General features: G+C 68.9%; 18 protein-coding genes. 8 read left to right on the top strand and 10 right to left on the bottom strand.

Going from position 1 to position 19696, the window contains the following annotated elements:
- Positions 1-137 precede the first annotated feature (137 nt).
- Positions 138-569, top strand: coding sequence for a hypothetical protein (locus FF090_RS01345; protein ID WP_138855022.1), 432 nt, complete (start codon positions 138-140; stop codon positions 567-569).
- Positions 570-705: 136 nt separating this feature from the next.
- Complete coding sequence (locus FF090_RS01350; RefSeq protein ID WP_138855023.1) at positions 706-1188, top strand: GNAT family N-acetyltransferase; 483 nt, start codon at positions 706-708, stop codon at positions 1186-1188.
- Between the two features lie 27 nt (positions 1189-1215).
- Here FF090_RS01350 and yjjJ read toward each other — a convergent pair whose 3' ends face one another.
- The 3 genes from yjjJ to FF090_RS01365 form a co-directional block, all read right to left on the bottom strand.
- A complete protein-coding gene (gene yjjJ / locus FF090_RS01355) occupies positions 1216-2568 on the bottom strand; it encodes a type II toxin-antitoxin system HipA family toxin YjjJ (RefSeq protein ID WP_138855024.1) in 1353 nt (450 codons plus the stop codon).
- Between the two features lie 127 nt (positions 2569-2695).
- Positions 2696-3163 carry a DUF1203 domain-containing protein gene (locus FF090_RS01360; RefSeq protein WP_138855025.1) on the bottom strand — a complete coding sequence of 156 codons (468 nt, stop codon included), beginning with the start codon at positions 3161-3163 and terminating at the stop codon, positions 2696-2698.
- Between the two features lie 45 nt (positions 3164-3208).
- Complete coding sequence (locus FF090_RS01365; RefSeq protein ID WP_138855026.1) at positions 3209-3820, bottom strand: hypothetical protein; 612 nt, start codon at positions 3818-3820, stop codon at positions 3209-3211.
- 145 nt (positions 3821-3965) lie between these two features.
- Here FF090_RS01365 and FF090_RS01370 point away from each other — a divergent pair, with 145 nt between their 5' ends.
- Positions 3966-4889, top strand: coding sequence for a DMT family transporter (locus FF090_RS01370; protein WP_138855027.1), 924 nt, complete (start codon positions 3966-3968; stop codon positions 4887-4889).
- Between the two features lie 5 nt (positions 4890-4894).
- On the opposite strand, the gene FF090_RS01375 is transcribed toward FF090_RS01370, so the two are convergent.
- The 5 genes from FF090_RS01375 to FF090_RS01395 are packed head-to-tail and all read right to left on the bottom strand — an operon-like array spanning position 4895 to position 12368.
- On the bottom strand, positions 4895-5989 hold the full coding sequence (locus tag FF090_RS01375; protein WP_138855028.1) for a hypothetical protein: 1095 nt from the start codon (positions 5987-5989) through the stop codon (positions 4895-4897).
- Positions 5986-6744 (bottom strand): outer membrane lipoprotein-sorting protein, encoded by a 759-nt coding sequence (locus tag FF090_RS01380; protein ID WP_138855029.1) that lies wholly within the window; start codon positions 6742-6744, stop codon positions 5986-5988. Before FF090_RS01380 ends, FF090_RS01375 begins: the two co-directional genes overlap by 4 nt.
- Complete coding sequence (locus tag FF090_RS01385) at positions 6741-9290, bottom strand: RND transporter family protein (RefSeq protein ID WP_138855030.1); 2550 nt, start codon at positions 9288-9290, stop codon at positions 6741-6743. The genes FF090_RS01380 and FF090_RS01385 overlap by 4 nt, the downstream gene beginning before the upstream one ends.
- Positions 9290-10471, bottom strand: a complete 1182-nt coding sequence (locus FF090_RS01390; protein WP_138855031.1) for a hypothetical protein — start codon at positions 10469-10471, stop codon at positions 9290-9292. The genes FF090_RS01385 and FF090_RS01390 overlap by 1 nt, the downstream gene beginning before the upstream one ends.
- 52 nt (positions 10472-10523) lie before the next feature.
- A complete protein-coding gene (locus FF090_RS01395) occupies positions 10524-12368 on the bottom strand; it encodes a sensor histidine kinase (RefSeq protein WP_175423463.1) in 1845 nt (614 codons plus the stop codon).
- Here FF090_RS01395 and FF090_RS01400 point away from each other — a divergent pair.
- Positions 12334-12963 (top strand): LuxR C-terminal-related transcriptional regulator, encoded by a 630-nt coding sequence (locus FF090_RS01400; protein ID WP_138855033.1) that lies wholly within the window; start codon positions 12334-12336, stop codon positions 12961-12963. The genes FF090_RS01395 and FF090_RS01400 overlap by 35 nt on opposite strands.
- A gap of 131 nt (positions 12964-13094) precedes the next feature.
- On the opposite strand, the gene FF090_RS01405 is transcribed toward FF090_RS01400, so the two are convergent.
- Positions 13095-14297, bottom strand: coding sequence for an MFS transporter (locus FF090_RS01405; protein ID WP_138855034.1), 1203 nt, complete (start codon positions 14295-14297; stop codon positions 13095-13097).
- A 70-nt stretch (positions 14298-14367) separates the two neighbouring features.
- Here FF090_RS01405 and FF090_RS01410 point away from each other — a divergent pair, with 70 nt between their 5' ends.
- A complete protein-coding gene (locus tag FF090_RS01410) occupies positions 14368-15291 on the top strand; it encodes a LysR substrate-binding domain-containing protein (protein WP_138855035.1) in 924 nt (307 codons plus the stop codon).
- Here the strand turns inward: FF090_RS01410 and FF090_RS01415 are convergent.
- Positions 15282-16100 carry a dienelactone hydrolase family protein gene (locus FF090_RS01415; protein ID WP_138855036.1) on the bottom strand — a complete coding sequence of 273 codons (819 nt, stop codon included), beginning with the start codon at positions 16098-16100 and terminating at the stop codon, positions 15282-15284. The genes FF090_RS01410 and FF090_RS01415 overlap by 10 nt on opposite strands.
- A 92-nt stretch (positions 16101-16192) precedes the next feature.
- On the opposite strand from FF090_RS01415, the gene FF090_RS01420 reads away from it, so the two are divergent.
- The 3 genes from FF090_RS01420 (at position 16193) to FF090_RS01430 (ending at position 19604) form a co-directional block, all read left to right on the top strand.
- Positions 16193-17158, top strand: a complete 966-nt coding sequence (locus tag FF090_RS01420) for a GlxA family transcriptional regulator (RefSeq protein ID WP_138855037.1) — start codon at positions 16193-16195, stop codon at positions 17156-17158.
- An 86-nt stretch (positions 17159-17244) separates the two neighbouring features.
- On the top strand, positions 17245-19203 hold the full coding sequence (locus FF090_RS01425) for a peptidase U32 family protein (protein ID WP_138855038.1): 1959 nt from the start codon (positions 17245-17247) through the stop codon (positions 19201-19203).
- Between the two features lie 29 nt (positions 19204-19232).
- Entirely contained in the window at positions 19233-19604 is a 372-nt protein-coding gene (locus FF090_RS01430) for a VOC family protein (protein ID WP_138855039.1), read from the top strand.
- Positions 19605-19696: the final 92 nt, after the last annotated feature.

A 19696-nucleotide genomic window follows, 5' to 3' on the forward strand; every position in this document is an offset into this window, starting at 1 on the left:
AGGCGTTGGCCTCTTCGGCCCCAGCACGGGTGGGCGGTGAGTAGGAGTGCGAAGGACCCCTGCGGGTGAGGTCCAGCGCCTCCGACCCGGGGCTCACTCAAGCCACTGCCTGGCGTCCAAACTCAGTCACTCGATCTATGGCATTCGTCCTCGTTCCATTTCCCTCTGTGCGGCAAGTTGCCCGTATTGCAGAGGACGCGCTTCGCGATCCCCTGGGCCCCCGCATCTTGAAACAACATGTCGATGGCATGCGGATTGCCCTGGATGAATACCGCGACGCCTATCTCCTTCAAGTCGACGCAACGGCGCGCCACAACAGCGGTCAGCTTCACTACATGCTGTACTGCGGCGGGCGCTTTTTTCATCTGCGCACAAAGAATCTCTTTTCGACCGAGGTCTGCTTTTACGGATTCCCCGCGGATCAGGAAAGCCACCGAGCCGTGATCGAGCGTTGCTTCAGCGATGCGGCCCCGGTCTTTGGATGGTTTGGTGACGTCACCAAACCCGAAGAGAACGCACACTTTGTCCCGACCTTTGGTCCAGACGATTGGGAACCGGCCGACTTTTGAATCGTCCGTGCGCTGCGCAGCCCCCGGGCGCCATGACAAGCCGGCTGCGGCCGATCGCGCCCCTTCCGCAAGACTTCATGCAGGCTTTGGCCGCCCTCGGCCCTCGCCTTGCTCCAACCTGAGCCGTCCGCCCAATATGCAGGTCCGCACCGCCCCCGCCGACTTCTCCGCCTGGCCGCAGCTCCTTCAACTGGTGCGCGACGCCTTTGCCTATATGGACGCGCGGATTGACCCGCCCTCGTCCCTCAAGGGCATGGGCGTCGAGGCCTTTCAGGCCAAGGCGGCGGCGGAGACCCTGATCGTGGCCGAGGAGGGCGAGCGCTTGATCGGCTGCGCCTTCGCCGCGTTGCGGAGCGACTGCGTCTACGTGGGCAAGGTGGCCGTGGCCGAGGGGGCACGCGGCCGGGGCGTGGCGCGGGCGCTGTTCGCAGCGGCCGACGACCTGGCGCGGGCGCATGGGCGCCCCTGGCTGGAACTGCAGACCCGGGTGGAGCTGGTGGAAAACCACGCCACCTTTGCGGCGCTGGGCTTTCACAAGGTAGGGGAGTCGGCCCACGCGGGTTACAGCCGGCCCACCAGCATCACGCTGCGCAGGGCGGTGGCGGGCCAGGCCGCTTAGGTGCGGCGCGGCACCCTCAGCCCACCCTCAAACCGCCATCCGCTCCACCTGCCGCTGCGCCTGCGCCAGCCGCTGGGCGATGGCTTGGGCGCAGGGTTGGAAGTCAGGCGAGATCGTGCCGGTTTGCAGGAGCTGCTGCAGCGCCGCCACGAAGCGCTGGGCGAGCCCCAGGGCCTGCGGCCAGACGCGCGGCGGCACCTCGGCGGGCAGTTGTAGGGCGGGCAAGGCGTCGCGTAGCGTGCCGCTGGGCGTGGGGGCGAAGCCCATGGGCAGCATGTCGTAGGCGGGGGCAAGCTGGCAGAGCTGGCCGGGCTCGCTGAAGAAGGACAGATTGCCCATGTGCATGTCGGTGTTGCCGATCAGCAGGCCATAGGCGTAGAGCAGCGCTGCCGGCTCCTCGGCTTGCTGCGCCACCACCCGGGCGCGCACCAGCTGGCGCACGGCGGCCGGCCAGGGGGCCTGGCGATTGCCCACGAACTCGTCGTCCAGGCTGCCCAGCGAATGCAGGGCGCGCCGGCCCAGCGGCCCGATGCGATCAAACCGTTCCACCTGCAGGAAGCGCTGTTCGCCCAGGTCCAGCAGCTCGGTGTTCGCGGCCAGCACGCCCGCTTCGCGCAAGGTCATCAGGGCCAGATGCTCCGCCCCCAGCAAATCGCGCCAGCGCGCGGTCACCGCATTGCGCTCGGGCGGGCTGAACTTGACGATGACATGGCGCGCGCCAGCCGGCGTCTGCGCATAGGCCGTGAACTTGGGTTGCTCGCCCCCGGCCGAGGAAGCCGGCAGCTCGCCCTCTGCGGCCAATGCCGCTAGCCGGGCAAAGGCATCGGGCCGCTGCGCTCTAGCAATCGCCCGCGGGGCGGCGGCCGTCAGAAAGGCCGTCCGTGCCGCAGCCCCCAAGAGCACATTGCCGGGGCTGTCGTGGCCCAAGGCCACCAGGGCCTTGAGCGCATGGCGGTCGCTCCAGTCGGCCAGGGACTTCGGCAGTCCCAGCGCCTCGGCATGCCGGTGCGCAAAGGCGCGCCCCAGAAAGCCTTGCGGCCGGGCATCGGCCAGCCACCAGGGCAGGCTGTCGCTGTGCTGCAGCGTGCCATCCATCCGTTGCATCACAAAGCCCTCGGGCCGGACCGGGATCAGCTGCCCCAGCTCGTGCAATTTGCCCTCGGCATCGACGCGATGAACAGGGATAGCAGCTATCCAGCTTGAATCGATCAGTGAATAGAAAACAGAACGCCCGTCGCCGATCCGCAGCACCGCATCGCCAAGCTCAGAGATCGCCCGTGAGACAGTGGCTTGGCTCAATGAAAGCCGCTCCTGCAAAGCCCGGCTGGAAAGCGGGCCTTGGCGCAGGGCTTGCGCGATAGCGTCGGCGTTTGACTGCATTCATGAATTGAATCATGAATAACAACACAGGAACCACCACGGTCGCTCCTGCGTTTGGCAGAGGCCAACTTCTGCTCGACGACACGCTCTGCGCCACCGCGGTGCTCAACCGCAGAAGGCCAATGGCTTAGCCGCGCTCCACCCGCGCCGCATAACACCCGCGCCGCGCGTGGTGCACCTGGATGAAGGCCGCCGCCGGCTCGGCGAACAGGCGCTCGATCAATCCCTCGATCTGCGTGCCCTCGACCACATCGGCGTCCACCATCATGCTGGCCGCATCAAAGGCGCGCAGAGAGAGCAAACGGCGGCGCAGGGCGTCGGGCACCTGATTCAGGGCCTCGAAGCGCTGGGTGGCGCCCTCGCGCACAAAGATGGCGTGGCGGCCGTAGTAGGGGTTGGGGATGTCCAGATAGCAGTGATTGAGGAGCAGCACGGTCTCGCCCGGCTCGGCATCGCGAAGCTCGATGCGATCGGGGGCGCTGTGCGGCTCGTTCACGGCGATGCGCTGCACACCCTGCTCGGCCAGGGCGGCGTCGCTCAGGCCATAGAGCGGGGCGAAGGGGGCGGGGTCCAGGCCCAGAATGCGGAAGTTCATGGCGCCGATTCTGGAGAGCCGAAGCGCCGAATCCGGACCTCGAATTCAGGGCCTGCAGCGCTCGATGCCGCGATCGTCCAGCACGAGCTGCGGGGCCTGAGCCGGCAGCGCTTGGCCGGGGCGGGGGGCCACCGGCCGTTCGCGCAGCGGGCAGGCCTCGCCCTTCACATTCCAGCCCAGGCGCTCGGCGTGGATGCGGGTCCAGCCGGCGTCCAGGCGGTCGGACTTGAATTCGCAGCGCGCCGGCTTCTCTTCCAGGCCGCCGCGGGCGTTGCGGGCCTGCAGAGTCAGGCTGAGCACACCGCGCTCGCGCGAGGGTTCGCGCGCCTTGGCGCTGTCGGGGTCGCGCAGCAGGGGGCGATACCAATCGAGGCAGGCGGTGAGCCACTCGGGCGGCAGGCGGCGGTCCGGGCCGATGGCGCCCAGGGCCGAGGCGTCGGCATCGGGGGCTGGGGTGGAGGCGGCGGACGGGGCCGACGCGGACGGGGCGCGCGGCGTCACCGTGCCGACCGGCGGCGCGTGGACCCGCAGCGGTTTGCCGCCTTCGGGGCAGGGGCTCTGGCGGAACTCCAGCTTGCCGCCGACTTCGCAGCGGTAGAGGGTCTGGGCCTGGAGGTTCAGGCCGCACAGGGCCAACAGCAGCAAGGCAGCGCGCATGGGGGAGTGCACCAGCAAGAGAGGGGCCGTGCAACGCGCCGGGCAGCGTCTGCGTGGACAAGCAGGGCAGCCTTTGCCCAGCGCGGCGCGGGGCCATCTTGCCAGGGCTTCGGGCTCTCCTGCAGCGGGCGGCGACACTGCCGCCATGCAATCCGCCGCCCGCGTTACCGCCGCCCCATCCTGGATGGTCCATCTGAAGCTCTTGGGGATGGCCGCCCTGTGGGGCGCGGCCTGGCCCGCGGGCAAGGTGGTGGCGGCGGCCGTGCCGCCGCTGTCGGCCTCCAGCTGGCGCTTTGCGCTTTCACTGATCCTGCTGCTGGGCTGGCTGTTTGTGCGCTCTGGTACCCGCACGCTGCAGGCGCTGTCGCGCAAGCAATGGGCCGGTTTGGCCCTGGGCGGCGCGCTGGGGGTGTTTGGCTATGCGGCCTTCTTTCTGGGCGGGCTGCAGTACCTGCCGGCCGGCCGCGCGGCCCTGGTGGTGACGACCAATCCGGTGCTGACCGTGCTGGCCGCCGCCTGGTTGTTCGGCGAACGGTTGAATGCGCGCATCGGCCTGGGCATGTTCCTGGCCGTGAGCGGTGCGGTGGTGGTGCTGACGCATGGCGCGCCCTGGTCCCTGTTCACCGAAGGGCTGGGGATTGGCGAGGCCCTGTTGTTGGGCTGCGTGATTTGCTGGAGCGCCTACACCTTGCTGGGCAAGCGCTTGCTGGTGGGCATCGACGCCCTGACCACCACGGCGGTGACGGCCGGCTTTGGCCTGGCCCTGTTGCTGCTGAGTGCCTGGGGCTTTGACGGGGACGCGCTGATGCGCCCGCTGCATCTGGGCACCGAGTGGTGGGCGGCCCTGCTCTTCATGGTGGTGGGTTCCACGGTGCTGGCCTATGCCTGGTACTTCGAGGGGGTGGCCGCGCTGGGCGCGGGCGCGGCCTCGGCCTACATCAGCCTGGTGCCGGTGTTTGGCGTGGCGGTGGCCACGGTGTGGCTGGGCGAGGCGCTGGACTGGTCGCTGATCCTGGGCGGCGCGATGGTGCTGGCCGGCATGGTGGTGATGAACCGCGCGCGTCAGTAGCCGCTTCAGCCCACCCAGCGCAGGCGCGCAAACAGGCGGTCGTTGCGGGCCCAGGGCGCCCAGAAGGCGGCGCCCCGCCCCCACAGGGCCTGGGCCCCCAACTCCAGTTCTAGGGCGCCGCTCAGGGGCTGGCTCCAGCCCAGGCGCAATAGTCCGGTTCTGCCGCCCTGGCCACTGCCGCCCACGAACTCGGCCTGCACCTGGCGCCCCGAGTCGCTGCGGTGCTGCAGGCGGGCCAGCCACTGCCCATCCAGCGCGCGGCGCAGGTCAAGGCCCACGGCGGGTTGGGCGCCCCGGCTGCGTTGGGTCTGCAGCAGCAGGTAGATGCTGCCTTCGTCCGTCGCCCATTCGCGGTCCACGCTCAGCACGGCCTGGGTGAAGCGCTGGCCGTGCTCACCGCGAAAGTGACCCAGCTCGGCACGCAGCAGGCTGCTGCCATCCAGCGGGCGCAAATGGCCGAGGCTGAAGGCGCTGAGGCGTTCGTGGCGGGCCACCAGCTGATGGCCTGCCAATGCGAACTGCGGCGCGTGGCTGTGGCCGCGATAGGCCAGCGCGCTCCATTCCTGATCGCCCATCCGGCCCTGCCAGCGCAGCGCGGCCTGTGCCTTGGCATCGGGGGTGGCGGGTCGTTCAAGGCTCAGGCCGGGGGGCAGGGGAAAGGCCCAAGCGCCGTTGGGCAGCTCGGCGTGATCGGCCCGCGCCAGCACGGCCTGCAGGCCGCTGGCGTGCTGCAGGCTGAGCGCAGCCAAGGGGCGCTTGCGCGGGCGGGTCAGGTCGCGCCAGTCGCGCGGGTTGATCAAGTCGCCGGGCGAGACGGTGTCCGTCAGGCCCCACTGAAAGCGCTGGCGGCCGGCACGCAGGGTGCCCAGCGCGGTGTCGGTCTGCAGCCAGGCCTCGCCCAGGCGCAGTTCATGGCCTTGACTTTCCCGCCAGCTCAGCTCGGCCTCGGCCCGGGCGCGGATCGACTCGCCGCTCCAGTCCGCCCGGCTCTGGGCTTGCAACTCGTGCATGTCGCGTGCGGCTTGCAGCTGCACTTCGTGGCGCAGGGTTTGAGCGTTGGCGCCCAGGCTGCACAACAGCAGGAGCAGCGCCGCCTTCATGCGCTGAGCTGGGCCTGGAACCAGGCCTCGGGCAGGGCGGCGCCGAACTCGCGGCGTTCGATCTCGAAGTGGCTGCTGCCCTGCGCGTGCTGCACGCGGATGCCCTGGGCGCGCCAGCGGCCATTGGCCTCCACCTTCAGACCTTCGTGGGTCTGGGTCTTGAGCAGGCGGCCGTTGGGGTCGAAGTATTCGATCTGGGCCAGCGCGCCCTCGGTGTTCAGGCGCAGCAGGCGGCGGCCATAGGCCGAGTTCACGCCGGCCGACTTGGGGCTGGCCTCCAGCCGGCCGTCGGGCAGCGTGCGGTAACTCCAGTCGCTGGGGGCCTCGCCCAGCAGCAGGCGGTTGTCCTCAAAGCTCAGGTCGGTGCCGCCAAAGCTGCGTGCCTCGCGGTCGCCGGCGATGCGGCGGGCCTGCGGCCAGCTGGGCATGCGCAGCCACATCGCCTGGCTGCTGGCGCTGCGGTCGATCAGCAGGGTCAACCCCTGATCGAGTGCCGGTTCGGCAAAGCGCACCAGCACCAGGAAGCCGCCATCGGCGCGGTAACGGATGCTGCGCTGCAGGCGCTTGAGCTCGGGGGCCTGGCCGGCGCGCTCTATGCGCACACGCACCCATTCCTGCTCGGTCTGCACGCCCTGGCGATAGCGCGTCCACAGCGCTTCAGCGCGGGCGGCGGCGTCTTCTTGGGCCCAGAGCGGGCGGGACAAGGTCAATAGACCCACATTCAGTCCGAGACTCAAAAGGGAACGGCGGTTCATGCGGGGACTTTCTGGTTCGAGGTGTGGGGCGCAGGGCGCACGCAGTACGCCAGGGCGCCGGCCATCAGGAAGAGCACGCCCAGCGCGCAGGCCAGCAGCAGCACGATGAGCAGCAGGCCCAGGCGCTGGATGGGCACGAAGCTGGACAGCAGCAACAGGCTGAAGCAGACGATGTTGAGCTTGGCGTCGATGACGGTGACGGCGCCGCGTTCGCCCAGGGCCAGGCGCAGCGCTTGGGGCGCCGTGAGCCCACGCGCCAAGGCCTGGCGGTAGTCCTCCAGCACGTAGAGGCCGAAGTCCACCGCCGCATTGATGCCCAGGGCCGTGGCGCAGGCGGTGGCCTGATCCAGCGGCAGCGAGAACGCCGCCATCACCAGCACCACCACGGAATAGGCGAAGGCAAAGGGCAGGCACAGGGCCGCCGCGCTGCGCAAGGGGCTGATCAACGCCGGCCGGCCGCGCTGGCTCCACACCAGCCAGGCCCAGGCCAGGCCCAGCACCAGGGGGAAGGACAGCAGCACATTGAGCGGCTTGCCCTGGCTGATGTACTCGTCGGTCTGGTGGTAGGTGTGCAGGCGGCCGAAGGGCAGCACGCGCAGTTGCGGGAATTCGGCTTGCGCCAGCTGCATCACGGCGTCGGCAAAGGCGCGCAGTTCGCGCGAGTTGTCGGCCGGGTGGGCGGCGAACAGCACATAGCCGGCATCGCTCCAGAAGAAGTCGGCCAACGGGGAGTCGGCGAAGTCCCAGCGCATCAGTTGCAGCAGCTCATGGGCCTGCTGACGGCTGGCGGGCAGGGGCGTGCCGACGTCGGGGCTCTTGGCGGCAATCTCGCTCAGTTTGTCCAGCGCCGAACGCACCGGGTAGGCGTCGGCCAGGGCCTGCACGCGCTGCTGAAAGGCCAGGGTCTGGGCGATGAAGGCGGGGTCGCTGGCGGCGGTCTGTTCCGTCATGAGTAGAACGGGCTCCGCCCGGCTACTCATACCCCCGTGGGGGGCGGGCCGGGTTGGCCCGGTCCTGGGGGCGCCCTCTCGGGCCGGCTGCACCAGGAAGTTCAGGCGCGCAAAGCCGGCGCCCTCGGGCTGGTTGAGCAGGGCACGGCCGCGGTCCACGATGGTGCCGGGCAGGTAGTCGATGGGGCGCTCCTGCACCGCGATCCAGCGCGCGTTTACTGGGCTGCGCATGTCGTGCAGCACCACGGTGGCGGCGCCAGCCAGCGCCAGGCCGGTCAGGCCCAGGCTGAGGGCCAGGCTGCGGCGGGGGCCTAGGCGCTCCAGCAGCGCCAGGGCGGCACGCGGCAGCGCGTTCACGGCGCGCTGGTAGGCGGCGGCGCCGGGGATGCGGCGGGCCTCGCTGGGCTCACCACCCAGCCAGGCGTGCAGGGCTGGTAGCGCGGTGCTGACGATCAGGCGCTGGACCAGCAGCCCGATGCCGGTGAGCACGCCCACCTCCAGCAGGCCGCGGATGCCGATCTGCGGCAGGGTGGCGAAGTTCAGCACCGCAATGGCCACCACCACATTGAACTTGGCGTGCATGGGGCGCACGCGCGCCCACAGGCTGAGGCGCGCGGCGCCGGGCTCGTGCTGCCACTGCTGGTTGTAGGCCTCGAAGGCGCGCACATTCAGCGAAATGCCCGAGACGATCAGCGCCGACATGACCAGCAGGAAGTAGACGCGTTCGTAGATGGGTTGGCCGTAGAAGCGCAGGCCCAGATCGGCCATCAACGGAATGGCACCGCGCGCCACCACGAAGGACACGAAGATCCACAGGCTGACCTGCAGGGCCTGGCGCCAGGAACCGAGCGAGAACACCGCGGCCAGGGTGGCCAGCACCAGGCCGACGGTGGAATAAAGCATCACATCGGAGATCAGCGCGTAGTGCATCAGCCCGCGCGCCACCGACCAGCCGCCCAGGGACACATTGGCGTGCTCGGGGGCGGGGCGGATGTCGCCCTTCCACAGCAGCCATTCGAGTTGGGAGATCTCGCGCTGTTCGAGGAACTCGGCCACGCGATCGACCACGCCTTGTTCGTCGTAGCTGGCGGGCAGGAAGACGAGGACCTGGGCGTAATCGAACTGGCGGCCGACCAGGGTGCCGTAGACGCTGGCATCTCCCGCCACGGCCTGCTTCCAAGCGGCCAGGTCGAAGTCCTTGGTCTCCAGGCGCTGGCGGCTGAGCCAGGGCTGGCTGTGCAGCGCACCATCCTGCACGCGGTAGTCCACGGCGTTGGCGGCCAGGCTCCAGACCTGACCCTCGGGGAAGAGGCGGCGGGCCGCCTGCGTCATGGCCTCGATCTGGCGCAGGCCCTGGAGGTCCAGGCCCTTGGGATAAGCCAGCACAAAGGACAGGGGCTCGCCCTGCTGGATGCTGCCGACCTTCTGAGCCTGGGCGTTCCACTGGGCGTAGCGGTTGCTGCCGTCCAGCAGGGCGTCCTGCACGATGCCGCTCGACGGCACGCGCAGGTTCAGGCTGAAGAAAAAGAGGGTGATCAGCAGCGCCAAGGCAAGGCACAGCCACGCGCCACGACGCGTCATGGGGGCGCTTTTCATCAGCGGGCCTGCAGCGGGTTGGGCAGGGTGAAGGGGGTGTCCTGCGGTAGGGCTTGCGCCTCTTCGCGGCGCAGGTCAAAGCGCGTCACGCGGCGGCCAAAGCAATGCGGCTCGGGGGCTTGGATGCCCAGCTCGCGGAAGGTCTCGGCGACGATGAACTGGTTGAAGGCGCTGACCTCGAACCAGTCGCGCCGCAGTGCGATGCTGGAGCGGTCGCGGAAGATCGCCTGGTAGAGCGCGATGGCCTCTGCGAAGCAGCCGAACACGGTGCCGCGCGATAGCTGCAGGCGCTGCCAGCTCAGGGGCCCCAGGCCATAGCTCAGGCCCTTGGCGTGGGCATTTCCGGCGTCCTGGCGGCGCACCAGGTCGCCGCAGCGCGCCAACTCCTCGGCGTCCAGATTGGCGGGTTCGCAGACATCGATCACCAGGAGCTTGCGGCGTGTGCGGCGCAGTTGCTGCACGCGCTCCAGCGTCAGCTTGGCCTCAGGGCTGTGCGAGCAGCACACCACGGCGTCCACCTTGCCGATGGACTCGAAGTCCAGCGCGGCGCTCAATCCGGTTTGCTGCGACCACTCCTGCAGCAGGGCGGTGCTGGGGCCCCAGCCGATCACCTCGTGGCGGGCGCCGGCCAGGTGCTCGGCCACCGCGCTACCGAGGATGCCGTAGGGGCCGATGACCAGCAGCCGAGCCGGCGCGCTCAGGTTGGCGCGGCGCAGCGCGCGCTCCACGTCCTGGCCCAGCAACCAGGCGGTGCCGTTGTCACCGATGGTGAAGACGAGGTCCGGGAACATCGCCTTGAGTTCGCCGCCATCGCGGCCGAACAGGCGCTTGGTGGAGGCGGCCAGCAGCACCACACGGGCGCCTTGATCCTGGGCCCAGCGCGTGCACTCGATGAAGAGTTCGCGTGCCAGCTTGCGACCCGGGCGGGTCAGCAGTTCTTCCGCCGTGACGTTGAAGCCGCGCACCTGGGCATGCACGCCGCGCAGGCGCATGCGCGGGCCGCTGGCGTGTTGCAGGCGGTCATTGGGATCGGCGAAGAAGCGGCGGCGCTCGGCCTCGTCGCGCACATTGGTGATGAACACCACATCCAGGCGCGGCTGGCTGGTGAGCACGCGCCAGTGGCGCGGCAGGTCGGTGGTGCGCAGGGCGGCGCGCCAGAGGGTGGAAGCGTGGGGCAGCATGGGCTTGGGCGGTTCTTGTGCAGATGCCGTCCATGCTAGGAATCGCGTCCCCCTATTCCGATACGGTATCCACCGTAACCGCGAACAGCGAGCCGCGTCCCAGCCGGCTGCGCACCGTGAAGCGGTAGCCGTTTTGCGCGCACAGGCTCTTGACGATGAACAGGCCCAGGCCATGTCCGGGGTGCTCGTTGCTGCCGCGCTCAAACGGCCGTTGCAGGCGCTCGATCTGCGCGGGCAGCAGGCCTGGGCCGCTGTCCAGCACCTGGATCTCCAGGCCGCCCGGGCGGCGCCGCACGCCCACCAGCACCCCGCCGCGCTGGGTATAGCGCAGCGCATTGCTGATCAGGTTGTTGAGGATGCGCGCCAGGATGAGTTGCGAGGCCTCGATCTCGGCGCTGCAGGGGGCCACGCGCAGCGTCAGGCCCTTAGCCTGGGCCTGCGCCTGGTGCGCCTGGGCCAGGGTCCGCAGCCAGGGGCCCAGTTCCAGGTGGTCGCTGCGCAGCGGCAACTCGGTGCGGGTCTGCTGGATCAGGTCGCTCAGCAGGGTCTGGGCATAGCTCAGGGTGTGGTCCAGATGCTGCGTGATGGGCGACTGGGCCTCGGTGGCGCTGCGTTGCAGGGCCGCGATGGCAAAGCGCAGCGAGGACAGGGGCTGCGAGATGTCGTGACTGGCGCCGGCCAGACGCAGGCCTTGCTGCTGCGCCAGGTCCAGCGCGGCGCGGCGCTGGCTCTCGGCCTGCAGCAGGTCTTCGGCCTCGGCCAGACGGCGCAGGCGCTGGTCGGCCAGGTCGGCCTGCTGCTGGCGCATGCGGTTGATCAGGGCGGCCGAGAAGAAGCTGGCCTCCAGGAACAGGCCGATGCGCGGATAAACGAAGTGATCGAAGGGCAAGGGGTTGAGACCAACCACCCCGAGCGCAAACGGCACGATGCCGCCCAGGGCCAGCGCAAACACGCCCAAGGCATAGAGCGGGGCGCCGGGCAGGCGGTCGCGCCAGGCCAGCACGGCGCTGCCCAGGGCCAGCGGTGCGTAGGACAGGCCCAGCACCAGGGTGAGAGGCTCGGACCAGGGCTGGCCCAGGCCCATCAAGGCCACGCCAATCAGCGCGCTCAAACCCATATGGGCCCGCCACAGCAGTGGGTGGCGCTGGCGCAGCTGCAGAAAGCGCAGCGCCAGCAGCACATGGGCGGCCAGGGTGGCCAGGGCAAACACCTGGGGCGCGATCTGGTTCCACCCGGGCGACTCGGGCCACAGCCAGGCAAAGGCATAGCCCTCGGTCTGGGTCACCAACATCAGCTCGCAGACCAGCAACAGCGCATAGGCCAGATAAGCACTGGAGCCGCCGAACAGGCGCACGCACAGGACCCCCAGGCCCAAGGCCAGCAGGCCGCCGGCCAGCGCGCCGTTGAGCAGATCGGACTGGCTGCGCAGTGCCCGTTCGCGCTCGGGGCTGAGCAGCTGGGGCGTGAGCACGCCGTCGCCATGCAGGCGGTAACCCAGCCACAGGGTGTGTGGGCCGGGCGTCAATTCCAGCGGCAGCAGCAGGCGCGGCCCCGGCAAAGGGCGGTCGGCGTACAGGCTGTGGGCGCCCAGCACGCGTTCACGGTGCGGCGCCTGGCCGGTCGAGGCGCGCCACAGCTCCAGGTGGATGGCATCGGGCACGCGGGCGTCCAGCCAGCGGGTCAGCGTGGCCTCGCTGTGCAGTTCAATGCGTTGCCAGCGCAGGCCCGCCGAGCCTCCGGGCGGGGCCTGGATCTGGGTGCAGGCCGTCAGATCCTGCTGCGCCAAGGCGGCCGGGCAGGCGGCCCAGGCTCCATAAAATGGCGCGCTCCACAGCACCCAGGCCAGCAGGCCGCGCAGCCCCATGCCCAGCCAGGCCCGCAGCGACCGTGTTCGCATCCTGCTTGCCGACGACCATGTCATTTTTCGGGATGGGCTCAAGCTCTTGTTGGGCCTGGAGCCCGGGTGGCAGATTGTCGGGGAGCAGTCCAGCCTGGACGGCCTGCACGCCCGCGTGGCCGAGCTGACACCTGACTTGCTGCTGCTGGATTACCACATGCCCGGTGGCGACACCGCCGCCAGCGTGGCCTGGCTGCGCCAGCGCCACCCCGAGCTGAAGATCGCCATGCTGACCGGCGCCCAGTCGCCCACGGTGTTCAAACAGCTGCTGGACCTGGGCGTGCATGCCCTGTTGCTCAAGCAGGGCAGCGGCGCGGAACTGGTGGAGGCCCTGCGCCGCGTGCTGCGTGGCGATGTGGTGGTGGATGCTGCGCTGCGCCAGCAGGCCGAGGCCGCCGACCCGGGCCTGACCCCACGCGAGCTGCAGGTCACCAAGATGATTGCCGAGGGCCTGAGCAATGCGCAGATGGCCGAGCTGCTGCACCTGGCGCCCAAGACCGTGGACAAGCACCGCGAGAACCTGATGCGCAAGCTGCAGGTCAGCAGCGCGGCGCAGTTGGTGGCGCGGGTCAGGGATTTGGGGCTGTTCAGCTGAGGCGTGATCCGCCCGCCCGGCCGGTCAACAAAGGTTGTTGAGCTGAACCCAGTCGACCAGATTGGCCTGCAGCACGCGCCAAGCCCATAGGGTCAGGCCCAGCGCCAAGGCACCCAGGAGCAGACGGATCCTCATGCAGGCTGAGCGCCCAGTCCCACGGTTCGGTCGCGAATGGGCAGATGGAGCAGCGAGGAGACCACGCCCAAGCCAATGGCGATAGCCCACATGGCCGTGTAGGAGCCGGAGACATCGAACAACCTGCCGCCCAGCCACGCCCCGAGGAAGCCGCCCAATTGGTGCCCGAGAAACACCAGTCCGAACATGGTGCCGAGATAGCGGACCCCAAAGAGCTGTGCCAGCACCCCGCTGGTCAACGGCACGGTCCCCAACCAGGTCAACCCCATGACCCAGGCGAATACATAGAGGGTGCTCAGACTCAGCGGCAGACTGATGAAGAGCAGCATGGCCAGGCTGCGCAGGGCGTACAGCGCGCTGAGGAGGTGGCTGCGCCGATAGCGCTCGCCTAGGCGCCCGGCGTAATAGATGCCGATGGCATTGGCCAGGGCGATCAGCGCCATGGCATGCACGCCCGCCTGGGGCCCGAGGCCGGCATCGCGCAAGTAGGCCGGTAGATGGACGCCGAGAAACGCCAGTTGAAATCCGCAGGCCATGAAGCCGGCATTCAGCAGCCAGAAGTCGCGTTGGGTGAGCGCGGTGCGCAGCAGCGCACCCAGGGACTGATCCAGCGTCGCAGCCTCGCCCGGGCGATCGCGAACCTGCATGCCGGCTAGCGCACAGCCCAAGGCCATGGCCGCCAAGGCCTGTAAGGCGGCCGACCAGCCCCAAGCGGCAATGCCGCTGTGTGCCAGCGGCACCAGCAGGAACTGAAAGAAGCCGGCCAGCCCACCCGCCCAACCCAAGGCCGCGCCGCGCTGGGCGGGCTCCACCGCGCGGGACAACGCGCTGTAGATCGTGGCAAAGGTGGTGGCTGTCAAACCCAGGCCAGTCAGCAGCCCGGCGCCCAGGGCCAAGTGCGCTGGGCTGGTCGCCGTGGCCTCCAGCAGCAGGCCGGCGGCATACACCACACAGCCGGTGGCGATCACGCGCGCGGCGCCGTAGCGGTCGGCCAGCCAGCCGGTCAGGGGTTGTAGGGCCCCCCAGACCAAGGTCTGCAGGCCTTGCGCCAGCGCAAAGGTCTCGCGACCCCAACCGCGCTCGCCGAGCAGCGGCAGCATGAAGAGTCCCTGCGCATGGCGCGTGCCCAGCGCCATGCCCATCACGGCGGCTGCACACAGGAGCAAGGGCCAGGGCAGGCGGTCGGTAGGGCTTTTCATGCCGCCATTGGAGGGCGTGCCGGGCCCTGCGCACAATCGAGATTCCTTCGCCAAGGCATGAGAAAGCCTCTTGAGTGATGCTTTGCCACCGTTGAATGCCCTACGCGCCTTCGAAGCCGCGGCACGCCACCTGAACTTCGCCCGCGCGGCCGCCGAGCTGCATGTGACGCCTGGCGCGCTCAGCCACCAGATTCGGGCGCTGGAGGCCCAGCTGGGTGAAGCCTTGTTTGTGCGCCAGGCGCGCGGCGTGGCGCTGAGTGCCGCCGGCCTGCGGCTGCAGCCCGGCCTTCAGGCCGGCTTTGCCTTGATCCGCGAGGCCTGCAGCGATTGGCGACGCCGCCAGCGCGATGCCGCCGTGCTGGTGCTCAGTGCCCCACCGGGCTTCACCCGCCAATGGCTGGCGCCGCGCCTGCATCACTTTGTGCAGGCGCACCCCAATCTGGAACTGCGAGTGGCAGCCAGCGCAGCCTATGTGGACCTGCATGGGTCGGACGTGGATCTGGCCCTGCGCTATGCGCCACTGGACGCGCCAGCGCGCCAGCCCGATCTGCACTGGACCCGCCTGGCGCAGGACGAGCTGCTGGCCGTCTTCAGCCCCGCGCTCGGGCAGCAGCAGGGCGATGAGCTGGGACGCTTGCCCCTGCTGCATGACGAGCAATTGGCTGGCGATCCTGAAGTCCCGAGCTGGCGCCATTGGTTGCGCGCCGCCGGCCTGCCCGCCCGTCGCGCCACGGCCGGTGGCCTGCGCTTCAGCGCCACCGAACATGCCATTGCCGCCGCTCTGCAGGGTGCCGGCCTGCTGCTGGCCCATCGCCTGCTCGTGCAGGACGAGTTGAACAGCGCTCGTCTGGTCGAGGCCATGCCCCTGGGCCAGCCCCTGCGTCTGCCGGTGCCGCGCGCCTATTTCCTGGTGCGTTCGGCGCTCAAGCCGCAGCGCGCGGCGGCGCAGGCCCTGGTGGCCTGGGTGATGCAGGAGTTGGTCTCTCAGGCCTGATGCGGCGTTCCGGCCAGGCGACCGCGCAGAAAGCTCAGTACCGAGTCCAGGGCGGCGCGGGTGGGTTCGCCCTCGGCATCGATCAGGTGGGCTGTCAGCACGCTGTGCGGACAGCCCACGACTTGGCCAAAGAAGGAGTCCAAGCCGGTGCGGCGAGCGGCGCTGTCGGGCAGCACCGTGGGTTCGAAACGTGGCCCCAAGGCCTGAGCGTAGGCCGCAAAGCGCTCGGCGCGGCAATGGCGGTCGCCGGCAAAGCGATAGGCACGCACCGTCAGGTGCTCGCGCTCCAGACGGTCTCGCACCTGCTGCAGCTCTGCTGTAGAGATCTCCAGCCCCTGTGGGTTGTCGAAGGGCAGGGAGGGCTGGCAGAGCACTGGTGCGAGTAGGGCGGGTTCCAGCATCATCGACAGCGCAAAGTTCCCGGTGAAGCACATGCCCACGGCGCCGACGCCCGGGCCGCCGCATTCCCCGTGGGCCCGGCGCGCTAACGCGCGCAGCCAAGCCGTGATGGGGCTGGATCGCCCGCCTCCCAGGGCGCGGAACTCGGCGCTGATGCAGGCGCGCTGCAGTTCGACCATGCCGCTCTCCGCATCGGGGCGGGCGCCATCGCGGCCGAACAGAGAGGGCAGGTAGACGCGAAAGCCAGCGTCCCGAACGCGACGTGCAAAGTGCAGCACGGCCGGACTGATGCCGGGCATCTCGGGCATCACGATCACCCCAGGCCCCTGGCCGGCGATCCAGACGCGCTTGCTTTGGTCGTCAAAGCTCAGGGTTTGGGCCTGGAAGTCGTGCATGGGGTCGTCGGTCATGGTGAGCTCCTTGAGTTTCAGTCCCTCCATTCAAGCGCCAAGACCAGCACACTGCCAGTGTCCATAATGACACTTAACGAGCTATTTCAGCCATGGTTGATTTCAGTCTTTTGCTCTTGCCAGGCAGCCATGCGGCGGGGGTCGCCGTCAGCCTGGATCTTTTGGCTGCCGCTGTCCGGCTGGCGCCGGGTCTTGGCTTGGCGGCCCCCCGTTGGCGGGTTCTGGCACCGCAGGGCGGCACGCTGGAGCTGAGCAGCGGCCTGCGGCTTGAAACGCAGGCTCTGCCCACGCGGGCGGATCGCTCCATCTGGGTGCTGCCCGGTCTGGGCCTGGACAGCCCGGAACGGCTGCAATCGGGCCTGGCGCAGCCAGACGCTGAGCGTTCGGCCCAGTCCCTGGCGCGCCATGCGGCGCAGGGCGGGCATTGCGCCGCCAGTTGTTCGGCGGTGTTCTTGCTGCAGCGTGCCGGCTTGCTGGCGGGGCGCCAGGTCACCACCAGTTGGTGGCTGGCGCCCCTGCTGCAGCAGTGGGCGCCCGAAGCCCATGTGCGGGCCGACGCGCTGGTGTTGCAGGATGGCCCGCTTTGGACAGCCGGTGCCGCGCTGGCGCAGGCCGACTTGATGCTGGCCCTATTAACCCAGGGCTGGGGCCCGGCGCTGGTGGATCGCCTGCGCCGGTTTCTGCTGCTGCCTCCACCGCGGGCGACGCAGTCGCCCTATGTGTTGCCGGCGCTGGTGGTGCAGGGGGACGAGTTGTTGCGCCGCTTGACGCGCTGCATTGAGACCCAGTTGCCGCGTCCGCCGACGCTGGATGGCCTGGCGGCAGCGCTGGGCTTATCGCCCAGAACCCTGTCACGCAGGGTGCGTGCGGCCAGTGGGCGCACTGTGCTGGACTGGGTGCAGGCGGTGCGGCTGAACCGTGCCCGCTTCCTCATCGAAACGAGTCGCTTGCCCATCGAGACTGTGGCCGCTGCCGTGGGCTATCAGGATGGCTCGGCGCTGCGGCGCATGATGCGAAGAAGTGCCAGCGCCCGGCCCAGCCAATTCCGGCTTGGCTGAGCAACAAGACAAAGGCCGACCCATCCCAGTTTGAATGCACAAGCGGTCCGGGCTCGGGCCGCCAGCGTGGTTTTTTAGAATCTCGCATGCCCGCGCACTTAGAACTGCTTGCCCCCGCCCGCGACGCCGAGATCGGCATCGAGGCCATCAACCACGGTGCTGACGCCGTCTACATCGGCGGCCCCGGATTTGGCGCGCGCGACAAGGCGGCCAATCCGGTGTCTGAGATCGCCCGCCTGGTGCGCCACGCGCATCGCTATCACGCGCGCATCTTTGTCACCCTCAACACCATCCTGCGTGACGACGAACTGGAAGGCGCGCGGCAGCTGGTCTGGCAGCTGCATGACGCTGGGGTGGATGCGCTGATCGTGCAGGACATGGGGCTTTTGGAGCTGGACTTGCCGCCCATCCAACTGCACGCCAGCACGCAGACCGACATCCGCACGCCCGAGAAGGCGCGCTTCTTGCAGGATGTGGGCTTCAGCCAGATGGTGCTGGCGCGCGAGCTGGATCTGCATCAGATCCAGGCCATCCGCGCCCAGGTGGACCGCGCCAAGCTGGAGTTCTTTGTGCACGGTGCGCTGTGCGTGGCCTACAGCGGCCAATGCTTCATCAGCCATGCCCATACCGGGCGCAGCGCCAACCGCGGCAATTGCAGCCAGGAGTGCCGCCTGCCCTACACGGTGAAGGACGCCCAGGGCCGCATCATTGCCCACGACAAGCATGTGCTGAGCCTGAAGGACAACGACCAGAGCGCGAACCTGGAGGCCTTGGCCGACGCAGGCATTCGCAGCTTCAAGATCGAGGGCCGCTACAAGGACATGGCCACGGTGAAGAACGTCACTGCGCACTACCGCCAACTGCTCGATGGGCTGATGGCGCGACGCGGCAACGACTACGCCCCCAGCAGCCACGGCCATTGCCGCTACACCTTCACGCCCGAACCCGAGCAGGGCTTCAACCGCGGCGGCACCGACTACTTTGTGAACGGGCGAAAGATCGACATCGGCGCTTTCGACACCCCCAAGCACGCCGGCATCGCCATCGGCCATGTGGGCCGTGTCGGCCCCGAGGACTTCGAAGTGGTGCTGGACGAGGGTTTCAGCCTGAACAACGGCGACGCCTTGACCTGGTGGGATCGCCAGGGCGAACTGCAGGGTGTGCCGGTGCAGACCGCTGCCCTGATCGAAGGCCTGCGCTGGCGGGTCCAGCCCAATCTGCCGCGCGACCCGGCCCTGCGCGAACTGAAGGATCTGTTCCCCAACACCCCCATCAGCCGCAACCGCGACATGGCTTGGGAGCGCCTGTTGGCCAAGCCCAGCAGCGAGCGCCGCGTGCGGGTGGATCTCAGCCTGGCGCAGACCGCGCAGGGCTTTGAGCTCAGCCTCAAGGACGAGTACGGCCACAAGGCGGCGGTGCGTTTGGCGCAGCCCCATGAGCCGGCGCGCGACGAAGCACAGGCCCAGGCGCAGATGAAGGAGGCCCTGGCCAAGCTGGGCGACACGATGTTCGAGGCCCGCCGCGTGCGCCTGAGCCTGCGGGAGTCCCTGTTCTTGCCCGCCGCCAAGCTCAATGCTTTGCGCCGCGATGGCGTGGCGGCGCTGGAGGCGACGCGTGCCGCCGCATTCGAAAAATTGCCGCGCGATGCCGAGGTGCAGCCGCCTGTGCCCTATCCCGAGGACGCGCTGAGCTACCTGGCCAATGTGTACAACGGTCAGGCTGCGGCCTTCTATGCGCGCCATGGCGTCAAGGTCATCGGTTCGGCCTATGAAAGCCACGAGACCCTGGGCGAGGCCAGCCTGATGATCACCAAGCACTGTGTGCGCTGGTCCCTGAGCCTCTGCCCCAAGCAGGCCAAGGGCGTGACCGGCGTGCAGGGCACGGTGCGCGCCGAGCCGCTCACGCTGCAGCATGGCGAAGACCTGCTGACCCTGCGCTTCGATTGCAAGCCCTGCGAGATGCATGTGGTGGGCAAGATGCGCAAGAACGTGCTGCAGCAGCTCAAGGCCGAGCCCATGACCTTCTACCGCCAGCGGCCGACGTAAGCTGGTGGCTCCGCCAGCCAGGAGCCGTCATGAAGCTTGGTGCCTTCTCCGTCAGCCTGTCCGTCAAGGACCTGGGCGCCTCGCGCGCTTTCTACGAAAAGCTGGGCTTTGCCGTCATCGGCGGCGTGGCCGAGCAGAGCTGGCTGATCCTGCGCAACGCTGACGAGGTCACGATCGGTCTGTTCCAGGGGATGTTCGAGAAGAACCTGCTGACCTTCAACCCGGGTTGGAACGCGCGCTGCGAGAACCTGGCCGAGTTCAGCGATGTGCGCCAGCTGCAGGCCCAACTCAAGGCGGCGGGCCTGGAAGTGGGAGAAGCGGTGGCAGGCGATGCCGGCCCTGGCTATTTCACCCTCACCGACCCCGATGGCAATCCCATCTTGATCGATCAGCATCGTTAGACTGATCCAAATCAGAGGTCTTCCCGCGCCGTATTGATCTGGCTCAAGCCAGGTGCTGGCAGCGGCGAACACACTGCATTCCCCGTTTTGGT

The sequence above is a fragment of the Inhella inkyongensis genome (assembly GCF_005952805.1).
GTDB classification, from domain to species: Bacteria; Pseudomonadota; Gammaproteobacteria; order Burkholderiales; family Burkholderiaceae_C; genus Inhella; species Inhella inkyongensis.